At 58.2% G+C, this 18564-nt stretch carries 25 protein-coding genes; 20 read left to right on the top strand and 5 right to left on the bottom strand.

Going from position 1 to position 18564, the window contains the following annotated elements:
* The first annotated feature begins 17 nt into the window (after positions 1-17).
* The 7 genes from Q7U39_02455 (at position 18) to Q7U39_02425 (ending at position 4370) form a co-directional block, all read left to right on the top strand.
* Positions 18-587, top strand: coding sequence for a c-type cytochrome (locus Q7U39_02455; GenBank protein ID MDO9116794.1), 570 nt, complete (start codon positions 18-20; stop codon positions 585-587).
* Positions 588-1077: 490 nt separating this feature from the next.
* Positions 1078-1521, top strand: coding sequence for a CBS domain-containing protein (locus Q7U39_02450; protein MDO9116793.1), 444 nt, complete (start codon positions 1078-1080; stop codon positions 1519-1521).
* Positions 1522-1602: 81 nt separating this feature from the next.
* Complete coding sequence (locus tag Q7U39_02445; protein MDO9116792.1) at positions 1603-2259, top strand: c-type cytochrome; 657 nt, start codon at positions 1603-1605, stop codon at positions 2257-2259.
* 71 nt (positions 2260-2330) lie between these two features.
* Complete coding sequence (locus tag Q7U39_02440; protein MDO9116791.1) at positions 2331-2684, top strand: cytochrome c; 354 nt, start codon at positions 2331-2333, stop codon at positions 2682-2684.
* A gap of 506 nt (positions 2685-3190) precedes the next feature.
* Entirely contained in the window at positions 3191-3502 is a 312-nt protein-coding gene (locus tag Q7U39_02435) for a YtxH domain-containing protein (GenBank protein ID MDO9116790.1), read from the top strand.
* A 29-nt stretch (positions 3503-3531) separates the two neighbouring features.
* The gene (locus Q7U39_02430) at positions 3532-3888 is read left to right on the top strand and encodes a TraR/DksA C4-type zinc finger protein (GenBank protein ID MDO9116789.1); all 357 of its coding nucleotides are present in this window, start codon (positions 3532-3534) and stop codon (positions 3886-3888) included.
* Positions 3889-4148: 260 nt separating this feature from the next.
* A complete protein-coding gene (locus Q7U39_02425; protein ID MDO9116788.1) occupies positions 4149-4370 on the top strand; it encodes a hypothetical protein in 222 nt (73 codons plus the stop codon).
* Positions 4371-4755: 385 nt separating this feature from the next.
* On the opposite strand, the gene Q7U39_02420 is transcribed toward Q7U39_02425, so the two are convergent.
* A complete protein-coding gene (locus Q7U39_02420) occupies positions 4756-4971 on the bottom strand; it encodes a hypothetical protein (GenBank protein ID MDO9116787.1) in 216 nt (71 codons plus the stop codon).
* Between the two features lie 195 nt (positions 4972-5166).
* Between Q7U39_02420 and Q7U39_02415 the strand changes: the two genes are divergently transcribed.
* The 13 genes from Q7U39_02415 to Q7U39_02355 all read left to right on the top strand — a co-directional run bounded on the left by Q7U39_02415 (position 5167) and on the right by Q7U39_02355 (position 13476).
* Entirely contained in the window at positions 5167-5484 is a 318-nt protein-coding gene (locus Q7U39_02415; GenBank protein MDO9116786.1) for a metalloregulator ArsR/SmtB family transcription factor, read from the top strand.
* A 52-nt stretch (positions 5485-5536) separates the two neighbouring features.
* Positions 5537-6361 carry an arsenite methyltransferase gene (locus Q7U39_02410; protein MDO9116785.1) on the top strand — a complete coding sequence of 275 codons (825 nt, stop codon included), beginning with the start codon at positions 5537-5539 and terminating at the stop codon, positions 6359-6361.
* A gap of 18 nt (positions 6362-6379) precedes the next feature.
* Complete coding sequence (gene arsB, locus Q7U39_02405) at positions 6380-7477, top strand: ACR3 family arsenite efflux transporter (protein MDO9116784.1); 1098 nt, start codon at positions 6380-6382, stop codon at positions 7475-7477.
* Entirely contained in the window at positions 7474-7956 is a 483-nt protein-coding gene (locus Q7U39_02400; protein MDO9116783.1) for an arsenate reductase ArsC, read from the top strand. Before arsB ends, Q7U39_02400 begins: the two co-directional genes overlap by 4 nt.
* A 45-nt stretch (positions 7957-8001) precedes the next feature.
* Positions 8002-8364 carry an arsenite efflux transporter metallochaperone ArsD gene (arsD, locus tag Q7U39_02395; protein MDO9116782.1) on the top strand — a complete coding sequence of 121 codons (363 nt, stop codon included), beginning with the start codon at positions 8002-8004 and terminating at the stop codon, positions 8362-8364.
* Positions 8365-8389: 25 nt separating this feature from the next.
* A complete protein-coding gene (arsA, locus tag Q7U39_02390) occupies positions 8390-10198 on the top strand; it encodes an arsenical pump-driving ATPase (GenBank protein ID MDO9116781.1) in 1809 nt (602 codons plus the stop codon).
* 306 nt (positions 10199-10504) lie between these two features.
* Positions 10505-10987: a hypothetical protein gene (locus Q7U39_02385; GenBank protein ID MDO9116780.1), complete on the top strand. Its 483-nt coding sequence runs from the start codon at positions 10505-10507 to the stop codon at positions 10985-10987.
* Positions 10988-11000: 13 nt separating this feature from the next.
* Positions 11001-11444, top strand: coding sequence for a hemerythrin domain-containing protein (locus tag Q7U39_02380; protein ID MDO9116779.1), 444 nt, complete (start codon positions 11001-11003; stop codon positions 11442-11444).
* A 42-nt stretch (positions 11445-11486) separates the two neighbouring features.
* The gene (locus Q7U39_02375; protein MDO9116778.1) at positions 11487-11816 is read left to right on the top strand and encodes a hypothetical protein; all 330 of its coding nucleotides are present in this window, start codon (positions 11487-11489) and stop codon (positions 11814-11816) included.
* Positions 11817-11881: 65 nt separating this feature from the next.
* A complete protein-coding gene (locus Q7U39_02370; protein MDO9116777.1) occupies positions 11882-12313 on the top strand; it encodes a c-type cytochrome in 432 nt (143 codons plus the stop codon).
* 28 nt (positions 12314-12341) lie between these two features.
* Positions 12342-12716 (top strand): cytochrome c, encoded by a 375-nt coding sequence (locus tag Q7U39_02365; GenBank protein ID MDO9116776.1) that lies wholly within the window; start codon positions 12342-12344, stop codon positions 12714-12716.
* 154 nt (positions 12717-12870) lie between these two features.
* Complete coding sequence (locus Q7U39_02360; GenBank protein MDO9116775.1) at positions 12871-13110, top strand: addiction module killer protein; 240 nt, start codon at positions 12871-12873, stop codon at positions 13108-13110.
* A 9-nt stretch (positions 13111-13119) separates the two neighbouring features.
* Positions 13120-13476 carry a putative addiction module antidote protein gene (locus tag Q7U39_02355; GenBank protein ID MDO9116774.1) on the top strand — a complete coding sequence of 119 codons (357 nt, stop codon included), beginning with the start codon at positions 13120-13122 and terminating at the stop codon, positions 13474-13476.
* Positions 13477-13643: 167 nt separating this feature from the next.
* On the opposite strand, the gene Q7U39_02350 is transcribed toward Q7U39_02355, so the two are convergent.
* The 4 genes from Q7U39_02350 to Q7U39_02335 are packed head-to-tail and all read right to left on the bottom strand — an operon-like array spanning position 13644 to position 18549.
* Complete coding sequence (locus tag Q7U39_02350; protein MDO9116773.1) at positions 13644-15812, bottom strand: acetate--CoA ligase family protein; 2169 nt, start codon at positions 15810-15812, stop codon at positions 13644-13646.
* Positions 15813-15830: 18 nt separating this feature from the next.
* Positions 15831-17015 carry a hypothetical protein gene (locus Q7U39_02345; protein ID MDO9116772.1) on the bottom strand — a complete coding sequence of 395 codons (1185 nt, stop codon included), beginning with the start codon at positions 17013-17015 and terminating at the stop codon, positions 15831-15833.
* Between the two features lie 7 nt (positions 17016-17022).
* Complete coding sequence (locus tag Q7U39_02340; protein MDO9116771.1) at positions 17023-18180, bottom strand: glutaredoxin domain-containing protein; 1158 nt, start codon at positions 18178-18180, stop codon at positions 17023-17025.
* A gap of 6 nt (positions 18181-18186) precedes the next feature.
* Positions 18187-18549, bottom strand: a complete 363-nt coding sequence (locus Q7U39_02335; GenBank protein MDO9116770.1) for a cytochrome c — start codon at positions 18547-18549, stop codon at positions 18187-18189.
* Between the last annotated feature and the right edge of the window lie 15 nt (positions 18550-18564).

Here is an 18564-nt window from a genome sequence, read left to right as displayed (position 1 = left end):
GGAGCAGAATTGCGACCATGACAATCACACGTATGCTGACGGTTGTGCTGGCTTGTGGTCTCTTGAGTGCATCGGCCCTGTCGGCGGCCGAGCGCCCTATGATGCAGCCGCGCGTCCCGGCCGACAAGCTGGCGGAGGCGCGCGCATTGGCGAGTCCGTTGCCGAATTCTGCCGAGATCGTCGAGAAGGGCAAGGCGCTCTACAACGGCAAAGGCACCTGCTTCAATTGCCACGGCAAAGACGGATCGGGCAACGGCATGGCGGCAGTCGGTCTCGACCCCTCGCCGCGTAATTTTCAACACCATGGATTCTGGCGGCATCGGACGGAAGGCGAGATTTACTGGGTCATCAAGCACGGTTCGCCCGGCACGGCCATGATCGGATTTGGCGATCAACTCAGCGATGAGGAGATCTGGTCCATCATCCAATACGAGCGAAGCTTTGCCGGAGAACATGGGCCAGGCATGATGGGGCACAGAGAAGGCATGGGCTCCGGAATGGGACCTGGCGGAGGGATGGGCGGCATGGAGCATCGAGGCCCGAGAAGTGGAATGGGCGGATGCGAGGGAGAAGCCTGTAGCCGGTAACTTGAGATCAACATTGCGGTGAAGCCGGAGCCATCCTCTTGAGACGGCTCCGGTTGCCGCATCGACGCCCGTCAGAATCCTTTCAGCGGCAGTGCCCCTCTTTATAGTTTCCTTCCTTGCAGTCATTCAGCAGTCGCATCCAAGACAGATATCGTAGCGTTTCACCGCATCTGATGCCGACCTGATGAGTATCTTTGCGCCATCGATAGCCTCGCGTCTGGGGCAATAAGCTGCACGCCATTGCATAGCGCTACTCTCTCTCTCTCATAATCAGCTCAATCAAGTAGTTGGGTTCAGGTGCTCTTCTATGAAGCCTACGCACAGAGAGAGGTATGACTCTTGCGCTCTCTCCAAATTGTCAGCCTATCGAGTGATTGTGCAGGCGATGTGCGAATCCTATTCAACCTCGAAGCCTCACATAAATAGGCAGGGCATTTGAGAGGATTCAAGAGTGCCCGTTTCTTCATTCACCAACACCAAGGAGGGGTTCATGTCTACGTTATCCAGACCGGGCGTTCCTGTCGGAGGCTTCAAGACAGTGGGGCAGGTGCATGCGACGAACGATCTCGTATTTGGCCGGACTCACAATGCGATGGGCGTGGCGGTGGAACTGCTGACGACGCATACACCGGGTGCGCCGGTTGTCGATGATGCGGGACAATTTATCGGTTTCGTGAGCGAGTTCGATATTTTGCGCGCGCTGAGCGCGGAGAAGGATCTGAATCAACTGACAGCCGGAGACGTCATGGGGAAGGATCGAATTGCGGTGACCGATGAGACGAGCATCGAAGACGCCCTCAAGCTGATGGATGAGAAGCGGCTGTTGAACCTTCCGGTTCAACGCAACGGAAAGGTGACGCATTCGATCACCCGCCACGACATTCTGCGGGCATGGATCGGATTGGGCGTCGATATCGAGAATCCGGCAATGTAATCGCGCGACCGGCGTGTGCTTGGCGGCGCCGCAGTCGATGGGCTGCGGCGCCGCCGGGTGTGGAGAGCTAAGAGGGGTGGTGTGACTATCAGATGGATGCTTGGGGCCTGGCTCGCAGCGGTGCTGGTTGTGGCCCAGTTCGGAATAGGGCTTGCGGCGGATCCCGGAGAACAGATCGTGAAGTCGCTGTGCGTGCAATGTCATCGGATTGAAGGGAAGCCCGCCCCGCGCAAAACAAAGAAGGCGCCGGATCTTATCTGGGCTGGAAATAAGTATCAGCAGGACTGGCTGATGGCGTGGCTCCAGAATCCCGACTTCAAACATTACCCCGTCGGCTACGACTTTCGCCCGGAGCGCAAGAAACGCCATCTCGCTTTGCCTCCCGATCAGGCGAAGGCGGTGGCAGGGTTTCTTGCGAAACGGAAGGATGCTCGCATCACGGAAGGCGTCATGAAGCCGGGCACACCGGAGCAGCTGGCTCGGGGAGAAAAGCTGTATCGGGAGCATGGCTGCCAGAACTGCCACTTCACGCCGGCGAAGACGGCAAAAGGGTATGCGGGAGGGACGTCAAGCACATCCTTTATCAAGATCAATGAACGGCTGCATGCGGATTGGGTGTACCGCTTCAATCAGAATCCGAACGACTTCGAGCCGGAGAGCGGCGCCTATATCCCGAAGCCGCCGCTGCCGGACGAAGATATCTATGCGATCACGGCGTACATGATGACGCTGAAATAAAGAGACAAACGTCTTGCGCGACGCGTCAGATGTACCGGGAGCGAGGGTGTCAAACGCAGAGGAGGACGAGGATGTCGAGAATAATAGGGCCCGGCTTGTTTGCGGTTCTGTGTATGGTGGGATGGACAGAGTTGACGATGGCGGGGGCGGCAAAAGGCAATGCCGAGGCCGGCAAGAAGATCTATCTGGAGAGTTGCCAGAGCTGCCATGGTCCGACGGGCAAAGGTGACAGCGACATGGCGGCTTATTTAACGCCACCGCCCGCCAACCTGACTGCCAAAGGGACCCAGTCGAAGACCGATGCACAGTTGCGCAAGACCATCCTAGAAGGGCGCCCCGGCACGGCGATGTCGAGTTTTGATGGAGCGTTTGAAGAGGCGCAAATAGCCGACCTGCTGGCCTATATCCGGTCGCTCAAGCCGTAATGTGCAACGAGGGGCATTATGGCGCATCATGCCGTCTCGTCGGTGAGCGTGGCCACAACGCCGATCCGCGCAGCCCGAAGCGTGACTACAAACTCAATGATGTGCTGGGCGCGGTCCTGATCTCAATTCCGATGCCGGAGTAACTCGGTACGTTCATAGTCTGATGCAGGTGCCTCAGATCGCGGCTTCTGTGTGTCTTGCCACCAGGCTTATTAGTTATGATGGATGTCCTGAGCTATGTCCGCGCCTGGGCTCCCTTAACGCCGTGAGTTAGTTCACTTCGGAGCCGGGCGATCCTCTCTCCTGATCGACCGGTTCTGTCGCCTTTTGCACCAGGGTGCGTTATCGGCAAGGCCTGGAATGCCTCAGCAACGTAAGCGCCCTCAATTACCCTCCTCGGAAGCACTTATCAAATCAGCGCAATCGGTAAATCGCCGGCTAGAGGAGTCTGGCACGAACCTGGCTTTTCAATTAATGAAGAACTTAATCATCACGGAGGAATAACCATGGATAACCACGAGGCACGATGTTCATCGCAAGCTGTTGCCCTTGCGTTTCTTGGCGGCGCCATCGCGGGAGCGGTCGCCGGGATTTTGCTCGCGCCCAAATCTGGGGAAGAGACGAGGCGTGAATTAAGAGGGTACGCGAGGAAGGCGGAGGAAGAGGTGATCGAGAAGGCCAAAGAGGCTCGCGCCGCCCTCGATGAAATGATTGAACGAGGGAAGCATTTCGTGGCCGAAAAACGCGAGGATGTTGAAGCTGCTGTCACCGCAGGAAAAGACGCCATGAAAGAGAAGATGGATAAATGCTGTAGCTGACGCGGCCATCGTCAAGAAGGAGGAGAGTGATGCTACTGGTGGACGATATTCGGAAGAAGCTGATCACCCAACGGCGTGAGTTGTTCCGGGAAGTGGCCAAGACGGAAGAGGATCTGCGCTGGCTCCAAAGCGATATCGAAAGCGAAGTGGAGGAGCGGGGGCAGGAGGAGACCATGGTCCGGCTACTCGATCGTCTGGACGGACGAGCGAAGGTCGAGATCGAGGCGATCGACCGGGCGCTTTTCAAGCTGGGGTCCGAACAGTACGGTCGATGTGAACAATGCGGAACGGCCATTCCCCAGTCCAGACTGGAGGCGGTCCCCGCGGCGGCTATGTGTATGGGTTGCGAGCAGGCAGCGGAGGCCCAAGCGGCGCTGAGGAAATAAGTGGGCGCGCCGTTTGCGCTCATATCGAGGAGCGCGTGGTGCTGCTTGTTGGAAACCGGTCAATGTGTGATGGGTGCGTTTGGGGGTGACCCATGGAAATCAAGGTGTTGTTGTGTAACTGCAAGGGGCTCTGCGATTCATTCAAAGGCTCCGATATGAATAAGCTTCCGTTTGAGGTCGAATCGGATCTAGACGTGAAGTACACCGTTCTGAGTCCGCAGTTATGCGGCTAGGGAGGGAATGCCGTTCTGGAAGAGGCGATGAAGGCCGCCGGGCCGGACAGTTACCTGCTCGTCGGCGCCTGCGCTCCGAAGGCTCAGGAGAAGCTGTTCAAGAAACTCATTCGCGCGACCGGCTTCAATGAGAAACACTTCGTCCCCGTGGATATCCGTGGCACCGACAACACGGGAATCCTGGATCGATTGCGGGAAGCCGTAGGAGGTATTCTCAAACAAGAAGAGGCAAAGTCCGCCACAACCTGAGATCCATCGCCGGATTGAGAGTGAAAGTGCTACAGAAATCGAGAGACTACTCCCGTGTCTTTGAGTGTCTGACCAAGGCGCTCCCCTTGGCGCCTGATTCGACGCTCTTTCTTGAAGACACATCGGCCCATCAACCAGGTTGCCGTCTTGCCACGATCGTACTTAGCCATTGTCATTCCCGCCGCGCGTTGCTCACGGCCGGTGCCCATGGAGATGAACCCTCCGGAGTTGAAGTGCTCTGCACATGGCTCGAACAGCATCGACATCAACCTTGATTGGGCCGGTGCCAGTCCGTGCTCATTCCTTGTCTTAATCCCGGGGGGTATGAATAGAGTATTCGGGAGAATCGCAATGGCCAGGATCTGAATCGCGAATTCATTGTCCTTCAGCCATCAGCGGAGATCCGTTCGTCCACGCAATACTCCAACAGCCCTTCGATCTCTTGATCGACCTTCACGACGACCAGGACAGCCACGGGTACTATCTGTATCAGAATGTGGAGGCCGAAGCAGAAGCTGTCGGCCGTCAGATTGTAGATAGAGTGAGGAAGGTCACGAGTATCAACTTGGATTCGGAGATCGAGAGGAGAGTAGCCGATCATGGCGTGATCGAGAGGCCGTGCAATCCAAACAGGCTGGCCTGGTGGCCATCGAAGCCGCCGTCGACTATTGCTCAGGACTCACACCCGGGAACGAGAGCTCACGGTAGGGTCGCTGATATAGCAGGAATTTGCCCTGTGATGCCCGCGATGTTCCCGTTCTTGACTCATCAATAAATATTGGTATATCATTACAATATGACGACCATCAAGCGGCGAGATCAAGGCGTGAGTCTCTTCCATGCGTTGTCAGACGAAACACGGCTGGAGATCCTGGAGCGCCTGAAAGAGGGTGAGTACTGTGTATGCGACCTCACCGAGGCCCTCAAGACCGGACAGTCGCGGCTGTCCTTTCATCTGAAAGTGCTCAAGGATGCAGGTCTGATCACGGATCGTCCTGAGGGCCGCTGGATTCATTATTCTCTCAATACAGACGCCCTCAAGGAATTAGAAGAGATCGTGCGGTCGTTACGGGACGTATCCCCACGACGGGGCTACTCAGCGAAGTGTTGTTAGTTGTTTTGGCGCTGATGAATCAACATTTGTTGATGAATAGAGGGAGTACCCGATGAACAGCCAAGAGATTAAGGAATTTGTAAAGGCTGAATATGGGCAAGCAGCGCTGCAAGCAAAACGAGGCGGCAGTTCCTGCTGTGGGTCGGTTCCGGAGCGAGTCGATTTCATTACCTCCAATCTCTACGGGAAGAATGAAACAGAGGCACTCCCGGCGGAAGCCGTCTTGGCTTCGCTCGGGTGCGGGAATCCGACGGCGTTGGCGGAACTCAATCCCGGCGAGACGGTCCTGGATCTTGGCTCCGGTGGCGGCATCGATGTCCTGCTGTCGGCCCGTCGGGTTGGACCGGCCGGTAAAGTGTTTGGCCTCGATATGACGGACGAGATGCTCGCCTTGGCGCGGGAGAACCAGGAGAAAGCAGGAGTCCGGAATGTGGAGTTTCTCAAGGGCGAGATCGAGGACATTCCATTGGGAGATCATGTCGTCGATGTGATCATCTCCAACTGTGTCATCAATCTCTCGTCCGACAAAGATCGCGTGTTGGCCGAGGCCTTCCGGGTTCTGAAGCCGGGCGGCCGGCTTGCCGTTTCCGATGTGGTCGTGCGCGGCGATGTCCCGGCTGAGATCCGCCACAGCGTTGAACTGTGGATGGGCTGTGTGGCGGGGGCCTTAGAAGAGTCCGCCTACCGGGACAAACTTGTGAAGGCGGGGTTTGACGAGATTGAGATCGTCCCCACGCGCGTCTATCGCGCCGAGGATGCCAAAGACTTCTTGGTCGGCGCAGGACTCAATGTGGAAAAGCTTGGGCCGCAGATAGACGGGAAGTTCATGAGCGCGTTTGTGCGTGCCCGCAAACCCACTCAGACTCACAAAAACTAAGAGAGGATTTATTGCGTGATGGATATCGCGATTGCACCAGTTATTCACGCGAAGCCAAGTGAGAAACGGCTGAACCTCTTTGAACGGTACCTCACCCTGTGGGTCGGACTCTGTATGGTCGCAGGAATTCTCCTGGGCCAATGGGCTCCAACGACAATACAAGTCCTTAGAAGCCTTGAGTTTGGCCAAGGGAGTCACGTTAATTTCCCTATCGCGGTCCTGATTTGGCTCATGATCACCCCGATGATGATGAAGGTTGATTTCGCTGCTGTGCGTAATGTCGGGAAGCGGCCGCGGGGCTTGCTGGTGACCCTGTTCGTGAATTGGATTGTAAAGCCTTTTTCCATGGCGTTCTTTGCCTGGGTCTTTTTCCGGTTCGTGTTCTCAAGCTGGATCACAGCAGCCGATGCGGACCAATACATCGCAGGCGCGATTATCTTGGCGGCAGCACCTTGTACGGCGATGGTGTTTGTCTGGAGCTATCTCACGGACGGCGATCCGGCCTATACCCTGGTGCAGGTCAGCGTGAACGATCTTATTATGTTGGTGCTGTTTGCTCCGCTTGTCGGGTTTCTGGTCAGCGGCGCGTCCTCGCTACAAGTCCCCTTCGAGGTTCTGTTGTATTCAGTCATTGTCTTTATCGTGATTCCCTTAACTCTTGGGGTGCTGCTCCGGCACTGGCTCATTCGCAACCATGGGAAGACCTGGTTTGAGGACGTTCTCCTGCCACGATTTGCCCCCGTGACCATTGGAGCACTCCTCGCCACGCTCATCTTGATCTTTGCCTTTCAAGCCGAGAATATTCTGGGCAAGACATTTCATGTGTTCTTGATCGCCATCCCGATTCTGTTCCAGGTCTATTTCAATTCGTCGTTGGCGTACGGACTCATGAAATTGCTGAAGGTGCCCTACTCTGTGGCCGCACCGGGGGCGCTCATCGGGGCGAGCAACTTCTTTGAGCTCGCAGTGGCCACGGCTATCGCGCTGTTCGGACCCGAGTCAGGAGCGGCGTTGGTCACAGTGGTGGGCGTGTTGGTGGAAGTCCCGGTCATGCTATCCGTCTGCGCCGTGTGCAATCGAACCCGTGACTGGTTCCCCGCGGAGGGTTCTGTATGAAACGATTCGTCCTGTTCCTCTGTACCGGCAACTCCTGCCGCTCTGTGTTAGCTGAGGCCACGTTCAACGCCCTGGCAGGCCCTGAATGGCGCGCCATGAGTGCGGGGAGCCATCCGACGGGCGCGGTCCATCCTCGATCCCTGGCGCTTTTGCGGCGCGAGGGCATTTCGACCGAGGGCTTGCACAGTAAGTCGTGGACGGACCTTCCGGCCATCCCGGATCTCGTCATCACGGTGTGCGGCAACGCAGCCGGGGAAACCTGTCCGGCCTATCTTGGTCCGGTGTTGCGTGCCCATTGGGGTGTAGAAGATCCGGCAAAAGCGACCGGGAGCGAGGCCGAAATTGATGCCAAGTTCGAGCAGGCTTATCGCACCTTACGGATCCGTATCGAAGCCTTCCTGAAATTGCCGATCGGCCGGCTCACGCAAGATCGTGAGCAGCTCACGGTTGAACTCGACCGCATTGGAAAGCTGTCGTAGCAGGCAGTAGGGGCCACTTATCCTTCCATTTTCTGGAGGTTCGACATGACGAAGATTGAGGTGTATGACGGGGCGATGTGCTGCAGTACGGGTGTGTGCGGAGTCGATGTGGATCAGGCGTTGGTAAACTTTGCCGCCGATGTTGAGTGGGCGAAGCAGCAAGGCGTCAAGATCGAACGGGTTAACCTGGGGCAACAACCGTTGCAGTTCGCGAACAATCCTCGAGTCAAAAGCTTTTTAGAGCGCTCGGGGGAGGCGTCGCTCCCGCTGATTCTCGTGGACGGCGAAGTGGCCCTGGCCGGGCGGTATCCCAGCCGGGCTGAGTTGACCCGTTGGGCCCGTTTAGTCGCTGTCCCAACGGTGAGTCAGGCAGAAGGCAGCTGCTGCAGTGGCGACTCATGCTGCTGAGTTCATCCTGTCAAAGGAGCGCATCATGTTGTTTCTAGATCACGCACCCGCCTTCCTGTTTTTTACCGGCAAGGGTGGCGTAGGGAAAACATCGCTCTCCTGCGCCACCGCGATCCGTCTGGCTCGACAGGGCAAGCAGGTCCTCCTGGTCAGCACCGATCCGGCGTCCAACGTCGGTCAGGTGTTTAGCCAGACCATCGGCAACAGGATCACCCCCATGGCCAATGTCGCGGGGCTTTCCGCTTTGGAAATCGACCCGCAATTGGCGGCGCAGCAGTACCGCGAACGAATCGTCGGCCCGGTACGTGGACAGCTGCCGGACTCCGTGGTGAAGAGCATCGAGGAGCAACTTTCCGGGGCCTGTACCACCGAAATTGCAGCCTTTGACGAATTCACCGCGTTGCTGACCGATGCGGCATTGATTGCCGCCTACGATCACATTATCTTCGACACGGCACCGACCGGCCATACCATCCGCCTGCTGCAACTCCCGGGCGCGTGGAGCGGTTTCATCGGAGCGAACCCGGGGGGCGCCTCCTGTCTCGGCCCACTGTCGGGGCTGGACAAGCAACGCCAGCAGTACGCGGCCGCGGTCAAGGCGTTATCTGATCCCGACCATACTCGTTTGATCCTGGTGTCGCGTGCGCAGAAAACCACGCTGGACGAGGTCGCGCGCACGCACCAGGAACTCGCCGCCATCGGCCTGTCCAGGCAGTATCTCGTCATCAACGGGGTCCTGCCGGAACGCGAAGCGCGACAGGACGCCTTGGCCGCCGCCATCTATCGGCATGAGCAAGAGGCGCTCGTCGCGATGCCTGTGGTGCTGCGAGATCTGCCCATCGATTTTCTGCCGCTCAAGGCCGCTAACCTTGTTGGGGTGGAGGCGCTGAGTAGTCTCTTCTCTGATCGAGACGACGCGATCCCTGTGGCCCCTAGTACAGTCGCCAACTTCAAGGACCTTCCACGGCTGTCGGGGCTGGTTGACGAGATCGCCAAGACCGGCCACGGCCTTGTCATGATGATGGGCAAGGGCGGTGTCGGTAAAACCACGCTTGCCGCTGCGGTGGCGGTGGCACTGGCCAAACGCGGGCTTCCCGTACATTTGACCACGTCCGATCCTGCCGCCCACCTGACCGGCACGCTGTCGGGTACCTTGGACAACCTGGATGTCAGCCGAATCGACCCGCACGCCGAGATCGCTCGCTATCGGGAACATGTCCTCGCCACCAAAGGCAAGGACCTCGATGCCCAGGGCCGTGCCATGCTGGAAGAAGACTTGCGTTCGCCCTGCACGGAAGAAATCGCGGTGTTCCAGGCGTTCTCCCGCATTATCCGCGAGGCCGGCAAGAAATTTATCGTGATGGACACGGCGCCGACCGGGCATACCCTGCTGCTGCTCGATGCTACCGGCCCCTTTCACCGCGAAGCGACCCGCCATATTGACCCGCTGCTGCACCACACCACGCCGATGATGCGGCTACAGGACCCTGAACGGACGAAGGTGATGATTGTAACTTTGGCGGAAACCACCCCGGTGCTGGAGGCCGCAGGGTTACAGGACGAGCTGCGTCGCGCTGGCATCGAGCCCTGGGCGTGGCTCATCAACAACAGCCTGTCAGCAGCGCCAACATCGTCACCGCTGTTGAAGCAGCGGGCTTCGTTCGAGCTGGCCCAGATTGAAGCGGTGCGCACCCGCCACGCCAGCCGCGTCGCCCTCGTGCCGATGCAGGCCGATGAACCTGTTGGTATCGACCGGTTGCTCAAGCTCGTTGAGCCGGAGCGCGCGCAGGACCTTGCCGGCAGGACCCGCACAGTAGAGAGAGCCGCGCAATAGTAAGAAGTAACAGGGCTCAAAATATCTATTGTCGCATTGTGCGCCAGTACTGATTGAGCTGCTGGAGCAATTGACCCCATTCTCACCGGCCACGTTCCACAAGAGCTCGCCAAGTTGTTGTCTCTGTATAGCAATCAAATGCTTCTGATGGAGAAGTCGGAGGCATGCCCATTGCTCCTATCGTCTCGATATAGGTCGGTCGATAGTTTGGCAGGTGGGGGACGCTCTGGCTGGCTGGCAATAACAGCGAGATTGTATTGAGAGGGGTTCGGAATGTCTCAGAGTTCTTCGCGATCAAGATACAACGTGAAGCAGGTGCTTCTTGGAGGGGCAAGTCTTGGGATTCTCTGCGTGTTGTTCTTCGCTGGTTGCGCGAAGGTCGAACATCGCCATGGGGAACAACGGTCGCATCCTATTCTGACGTCCGATGTCCGACAGCCCATTCCGCTGTCGCCGGCAGCCGGGATGGAGCATCGTGCTGTGATGTTGCAGCATTTAGAAACCCTGCAAGTGATTGTGAACGCGCTGGTTGATGAGGACTATGAGTTGGCGAAAGGCTTAACGGAATCGCACCTGGGTTTCTTTATGCATCGGCAGGCGATGGCGCATCAGCAGCCGGAGAACTTCCCTCCGGCCTATCACGACCTGGCTATGGCCCATCATGCCGCCGCGGAGGAACTTGCCCGTATGATGCCGACGAAAGATCTGAAACAGATTCTGCCGCAATTCAACAACGTCTTGAAGGCCTGCGTGGCCTGCCATCTGGAATACAAACTGCGAAGCTCATAAGGAAGGAGCGCTTATGCCCGAACGCACCATCAGCACCATGTTTGACGAAGACCATGAACGTCTGGATGCGCTCTTTAAGTCTTTCCAGACATTGAAGCGGACGGATTTCCTCAAGGCCAAGAGCGCGTTTCTCGAGTTCAAGGCGGGCCTGCAGCGGCATGTGGCATGGGAGGAAGAGGTCATGTTTCCTCTGTGGGAGAAGAAGTCGGGCATGACAGGCGGAGGCCCTACGATTGTCATGCGCAACGAGCACCGGGAAATCTGGGAGTGTCTGGAATCGCTCGCGCGCAAGATCCAGGCGCAGAATCCGGAGACCGACCGAGAGGAAGAGATTCTGCTGGATTTGCTGGATCGGCACAATATGTCGGAAGAGGAGGTGCTCTATCCTGAAATGGATCACCTGATCAGTCCCGAGGAGCGTGAGGTGGCATTTCGTGCGATGGAGAAGATTGCCTGAGAGAATGGTGCGCGGCCGGGAGAGAGACTCCAGAGGGTTGGCATGCTGAGACGAGGGTTTGGATTCACTGTAGCGCTCCTTATCATGGCGGCGCGGATCGGTGGCGGCGAAGGGGTTGTGCAAGCCGCAGGTCCCGCTGAGGTTGATCAGACCGTCAATCCCCACAGTGATCTGATCTTTCGAGCAACCGGCGCGAAGACCTGTTGGGACTGTCACCGGGCGGAGCGAGACCAGAGTCTCAGTCCCCGGACACTGGATAATGAGCTGGTTCGAAACCTTCGGTCGAAAGCCAAGGGCATTCATGGGCCTGGGCGTTTTGCCGATTGCCTCCGTTGCCATGCGGGAGGACGAAAGGGAGTGGAGAAATACTAGCGGTTGCCGAACACCTCCGCCGTACATGCGAGGTCATCCAGGCACAGGAACGCAGAAGGATTATTATGAAGAGAATCTCCTACGTCGGCCTCGCCTTGATGGGATTCGTACTTTGTGACGGCAGCCTTGTTCAGGCTGGTCGGCAAGCGCCTGCTATTTCGGCGACCGAGCAAGGCAATGCCGAGGCAGGGCGAGCGGTGTTCAATGGGAAAGGCGTCTGTTATTACTGTCACGGTGTCGATGGGCACATCGACAAACGACCGGAACTCGCTGCCGACACGGCAGCGTTGATTGCCCGGCTGAACCCTCCGCCTGCCGATCTCCGCAATTCAAAAGCGCTCCGTCTGAAGCGCGACAAGCAGCGCGCACGAGCCGTTCGCGAAGGCCATCCCGGGACAGGCATGTTTCCTGACACGACGATGACGGTTAAGGAACTTGCCGATACCCTGGCGTATCTGGCGGTCCTCAGAAAGGAAGGCTCTGCGGGACCAAAGTGACGCCGGATCACGAAATGGAGTCATGCTCATGAATAGATGGGTGATTTGCGCCGTCCTTGCTATGGTCGTTATCGAAGCCGGGAGCAACGGGATTGCGGGTCGGGCGACCGACGGGGGGCCGCAAGGCGTTGACCAGAATAGTTCGAGCGGGAATGCGTTAAAGCGTCCTGCGGGGGATAGTGGCAGAGGCGAAGGACTCTACAATGCCAGTTGTATTGTCTGCCATAACTCCGGTGCCACGGGTGGACTCGGTCCTCGGTTAGCGGGCAATCCCGTGTTATCCAATGAGCATGCATTTTGGAAGGTCGTCTATGAAGGGCGGCACGTGATGCCGCCCTTGAAAGGCGCGATCACCGAACAGCAGATGGCCGACATTCAAGCCTGGCTGAAGACGCTGCGGTGATGCGCGATGGCCTGGATACTCTCCTTGTTTGCTCCCCTCCTATAGGTTTCTCAAGCTATGAAGCCATATTGACAAGCTGTAGCCGTATGGCTACAGCTCGTCATGTTGGAAACTCGCAAAACGTAGACGTTTGCACGCTGGTTAGATGGGCTGCGTGATTTCCGTGCGAGGGCGCGTATTCAAATCAGGATCGAGCGGCTGGCGTCGGGCAATGCGGGGGGATGTCCGGCCGGTCGGTGAGAGCGTTTCTGAAACCCGAATTGATTATGGTCCTGGTTATCGTGTGTATTTCGTAAAGCACGGACGTGAAGTGGTGGTGTTGCTGGCTGGTGGCGATAAACGCACACAGGCCACCGATATCAAGATGGCCTTGCGTCTTGCACAACATTTGTAGGAGCGCAGTATGAGTAAAACAACGACCACTCGTTACGCTGTTGCCGAGCATCTGCGGACGCCCGAGGAAATGGCGGCGTATTTGGAGGCCTGTCTGGAAGAGGCTGAGGGCGATGCTGCCTTCATCGCCAAGGCGCTGGGAGATATTGCTCGCGCGAAAGGTATGGCGCAAGTTGCGCGAGATGCCGGTCTGTCCCGCGAAAGCCTGTATAAGGTGCTTTCTGGTGAGCGAAGCCCTGACTTCGACACGATTCTTAAGGTGGTGAAAGCGCTGGGGTTGAAGTTGTACGCCGCAGCACCCGGTGGCCGGAGCCGTGGTTCAAGCTCTCGTTCGGGCAGTCGGGCCACCAAACGCCGCGCGGCGTAACACGATGTTCGGAGTGGCCGTTGAATGTAGGTGGGAATAAGGATCGGCCTTCTTACTTTGGCTCGTGAGGTCGCAATACTCGATTTGGCGGGGTAGAACCCTGTTGTGCTCACGGCGGTGAGGGTGATTGCTACACCGCTCACCTGAACGCTCATGACAGAGCTTCCCTAAGCCTCCCCGGGATTCTTTTTAACGCGAATCCGTGCATCCACAATCCGGCAACCTTGTCCTTCTGGCAGGGCGAAGATCGGATTCAGGTCTAGTTGACTGATCCCGGGAATTTCTTCGACGAGGTGAGAGAGACGCAACAGCACCTCTTCGACCGCCTTCACATCCGCTGCAGGCTGCCCCCGGTAGCCTTGCAGTAATCGATAGCCTTTAATCTCGCGCACCATCTGAGTTGCATCGCGATCGGTCAGCGGAGCGATGCGGAACTGTACGTCGCCGAGAATCTCGACATGAATCCCTCCGAGGCCGAAGGCCAGCAGGGGGCCGAAGAGCGGATCGCGCGTCATGCCGGCCATCACTTCTATGTCGCCCGACAGCATCGGCTGCACCAGTACACCTTCCATCGCATCCGGTTTTCCTTCCTGCGCGAGCTTGGTCCTGATCGCCTCGAACGCGTCACGCACGGCCTGTTCATCGGCGAGGTTCAAACGTACGCCGCCGATCTCGGTCTTGTGCAGGATCGTTTGGGACGCGAGCTTCACTGCTACGGGATAACCGATCTCACGCGCGACCGTGACGGCCTCTTCCGCAGTCGTGGCGACGGCGCCTTGCGCCAGCGGGAGGTGCATCGCTGCGAGGAGGGCGCGGGTTTCTTGCGTGGTGAGCCATCCCGGCCCGCGGTCGGATAAGGCTGTTGCGCAAATCGTTTTAGCGCTGTCCAGGCCGGCATCGGGGTAGCGTGGCACCGGTCCAATTGGCTGCCGTCTCCAGGCCTCGTACGTGATCGCCTGGTTGATGATACGAGCAGGAATCTCCGGATGCGGATACGTGGGAATGGTTTCTCCGTTCACGGTGAAGTTCCGGTCCAGATCTCCTTCCGCCATCCAGCAGATATAGATCGGCTTCTGTGTCCCGCTCGTCCTGTGGGCTTCGCGGATGCCCCGGATGATCCCGGCTGCCACGGGGGGATTGTCTTCGGCCCTGACCGAGACGTGGACGATGATGAGGGCGTCGATCTCATCCGCCTTGAGCATCGCCTCGACGGCCTGTGCATGCTGCGCTTCTGTGGCAAATCCGATCACATCGACAGGATTTCTGAGGGCTGCTGTGGGGGGGAGAAAGGAGGCGAAGACGGATTGCGTCAGGTTGGACAATTCAGGAACCGTGAGCCCTTCCGTTGCGCAACTGTCCGCGCAGAGCACGCCGGGACCGCCGGAATTCGTCAGGATGCCGATACGCCGCCCTTGAGGCACCGGCTGGGCGGAGAGGCCGGTCGCCAAGGCCAGAAAGTCGTCCAGCGTGTTCGCGCGGATCACGCCGCATTGAATGAAGAGCGCGTCGACGGCTGTGTCGTTTGTGGCGAGCGCCGCGGTGTGCGATCCGGCTGCGGATTGGCCTGCCGATGTCTTGCCTGCCTTTAACGCGATGATCGGTTTTAGCCGGCCTACTCGATCGGCAATTCGTCTGAACCGGTGAGGATCCACGATGGTTTCGAGATAGAGCAGGATCACCTGGGTGGATTCATCCTGTTCCCAGTATTCGAGCAGGTCGATGACCGACACATCGATGTGGTTGCCGACACTGACGAAGCTGGAGAGGCCGAGATTCAATCGCCGGGCTGCGGTCACGACCGCCAGTCCCAGTCCGCCGCTTTCGGATGCGATGGCCACTCGTCCGGCAGAAGGGATCGCGGGTGTATAGGTGGCATTCAACCGCACGGCGGGATCCAGGTTCATTAACCCGAAGCAATTCGGCCCGATCAATCGTATCCCGTGCCGGAGGATCTTTTCCTGTAGTTGCAGCTCAAGTGAACGTCCGGCCCCGCCGGTTTCTGCAAAGCCCGCTGTGATGAGGACGACGGCCGGAATGTGTGCGGCGGCACATTCATCGATCACTGAGAGGACGAGTTGCGGTGGAACAGCAATGATGGCGAGATCGACGGGGCTTGGTACCGCGGTCAGCGAAGGGAACGTTTTGAGCCCTGCCACCTCGGTGGCGTGCGGATTGACCGGGAAGATCGTGCCGGGAAATTGACTGCCCAGGAGCGCGAGCAGGATGCGATGTCCGATACCAGCCGGTTCCCGCGATGCGCCGACGACGGCGACTGTGCAGGGATGGAAAAACGGCTTCAGGGAGTGTGCCCTGGAGAATTCCGTCGAAGGTTTCATATCGACCGATGGGACTCCTCAGTGGCCGGCCAATCCCGGCAGAAACGAGACGACGATCGAAATGGTGATCAGGACGATGATGATCCACTCCAACACCTCCATCCGCCAGGACGCGGCGCTCTCGGTCATCTTTCCGTAGATGCTGTCGAGCGTATGGAGTTTGCGGGTGATGCTGGCGTCCCAGGATTCCAGGTGAAAACGCTGCGAGAGCAGCCGGTGCACGCGGGCCAGATACTGGTCGCCGAACAGTTTGAGGGTGTTGGTGACCTGCTCGAATAAAATCGCTCCGTCCACCTGAAGTTGCGCGATGCGGCGGACGTTTGCGCGCGGCGCTCCCGGAAACCATGGACGGTCCCAGCGCCGCAGGGATGAGGCTTGATAGGCTTGATCCAAGGCCAGATCGAGCTGCTGATCCAGAAACCGCATTTCGAGCAGCTCTACATTGGCGAATTCTATCACGGCCACGACGTCCTCCATGTCCCGGCCATAGATGAGTGTCGCGTTCCAATCGATGATGGCGACATCATCGGAGCCGAACGAGATGCGTTGGTTGAGGGAGTCGTGGACCTGCTGGTCTGCGAGTTCCAGCGTCTCCGACCGGAGGAGCCGCGCGAGAGGCTGCGCAAACCCCGTCAATAGCGTGTCCGGAGCGAGAGCCGGGGTGGCCTGTTCAATGTGCAGGATCACATAGTCTTCCACGAAGTCGGCAATATGAGGCCGCTCTGCGGCGTCTCCGAGTCCGGTCAGGAGTTCTTCGATCCGGCGGCGGGAATCGCTCAGCAGCGCCGCATTCTCATAGAGATCCTGGCTCAGCAGTTCAAGAGAACTGAAGGGGCCTTGGAGTGGAAGACTGTAGGACACACACACGCCCCCGAAGTCGTACAGCAGCATATCCACGACCGGGCCGGTGCGGTATTGGCCGATGGCGATCGGATCGACATCGGCCGTTATCCGGAGCGGCGCCGGCGTATAGTCGAAATAGGCCGGAGCCCGCCGTTTGTGTTTCAGGCGGCTCCGTTCCGTGATGGCCGTAATGCGGCGTTCGGCTCGGGTCAGGTCGACGGAGCGGGCAATATCGTAAGCAAACAGTACGAAACAGGTTCCACGGTCGATGTGAAACCCCGTCTGGCCGGGAACGTTCGCCGCATCCGTCATGGAGAGTTCCTGTCTTCCTGGCGGCAAGGTACCGGGTTCGGGATGCATAGGCACCTCACGGAAGCCACTTGGGTTGAAGAAGCAAGATTGCGCCCAGTCCGACCATCACCAGGCCGCTGGTCAGCTTGAGCCAACGGCCGGCCCGTTCCTGTAGCTTCGTGCGGCTCAGCGTAATGACTGCGATGATGACCATGAGGCTGTCGTCGAAGACATAAGCCAAATTATACAGGCCGAGGTATGCGTAATATTTCCATGCGGGCATCTGCTGCATGGTCAGAATCTGGGTATAGAGAGCGGGAAACCCGGCGGTGCATAGCAGCTCGACGACGTTCACGAATCCTGCCAGGACGACGACTCCCGCCAGCGCGCTGGCGAGATGCTCGGCTTGAAGGATCTGCCTGGTGCGCGCATAGAGGCCGGGCTTGGCGGACTCGGGAATGCTCAACGAAAGGCCGCGGTGCAATGCAAAGAAGTCCTTTACATTGACGGATCCGATCAGGAACGCGATGCAGCCGAGACCGATCTGAACGGCTCTCGACAGGCCGATCAGGAGGAAGATGTTCAGCCAGGCGGCCATGAAGGCAAAATAGACCAGGCCGCTGACGAGGACAAAGGTTCCGGCGATGAGAGCCATCTTCCGCCGGTCTTGAAGATTGACGAGGAGTGACAGCAAAAACAGCAGGACCCACATGGCGCAGGGATTGAATCCATCCAGCAGGCCGATCGTGATCGTAAAGAGCGGTAAGCCCAGGTCCGTGACCCGTAATTCTCCGAGCCAACGGGACTGAATACTTTCGCCGGCTGTTGGCGCGACCGTGTGTGCGGGGGGGTGATCGAGTCGTGCAAGAATCTCCTTCCCGGTTGTGTCGGCCGATTGAAAGCCAATGATCAGTTCCGAGCCGATGAGGAAGGCGGGTACGCCGAGGCTGCCCAGGCCTTGTTCGGTTCCCAAGTGTGAAAGCCGGCGGCGGGCAAGGCTGTCTTCCGCGATATCGTAGACGACTATTCGCAGCCCCGGACGTGTTTGTCGGATGTCGGCGAGGAACGATTGTGCGACTTCGCAGTGAGGGCAGCCGGATCGGACAAAAACTTCAAGGTCGGGCGCGGGTTCTCCTGACTGGGCGCTGACTCCGCAGAAGCTTATCAGGAAGAGTGCGCAACCGATCGCCGCCCTGCGAATGAGTCCGGACCAGCGTGTGTCCCGATGGTTCACCGCCGGCTAACTGACCATGTCAAAAGGAGCCATGCTCCGGATATAGGACAAGACGTCCAGCATCTGCTGATCCGTTAACCTGCCTCGAAACCCGTGCATCGGGCTGAAGAGCACGCCGTTGGAAATGGTGATGAGCAGCTCCCAATCGGTTTTCGCTCGCGAGATCTGTGACTGCAAGTTGGCAGGCCTCACGATGAGATATTGGCCGTCGGGCCCGTTGCCGTCAAGTTTAGGGCCATGGCAGCGCAGGCACTGTTGTTCGTATATCCCTTGGCCCGCTTGGGGGTTGCCGCGCGGGGTTTGCCCGGCTACCCAGGAAGATCCGAGGATGACGATACTGAGAGCGCAGATCACGGAAAATGTTCTCATAGCGGTGTGAACTCC

Origin of the sequence: Nitrospira sp., assembly GCA_030653545.1 — a bacterium.
Taxonomy (GTDB): domain Bacteria; phylum Nitrospirota; class Nitrospiria; order Nitrospirales; family Nitrospiraceae; genus Nitrospira_D.
The sequence above is the reverse complement of the archived record's forward strand: the minus strand, read 5'-3'. Positions and strand labels throughout refer to the sequence as shown.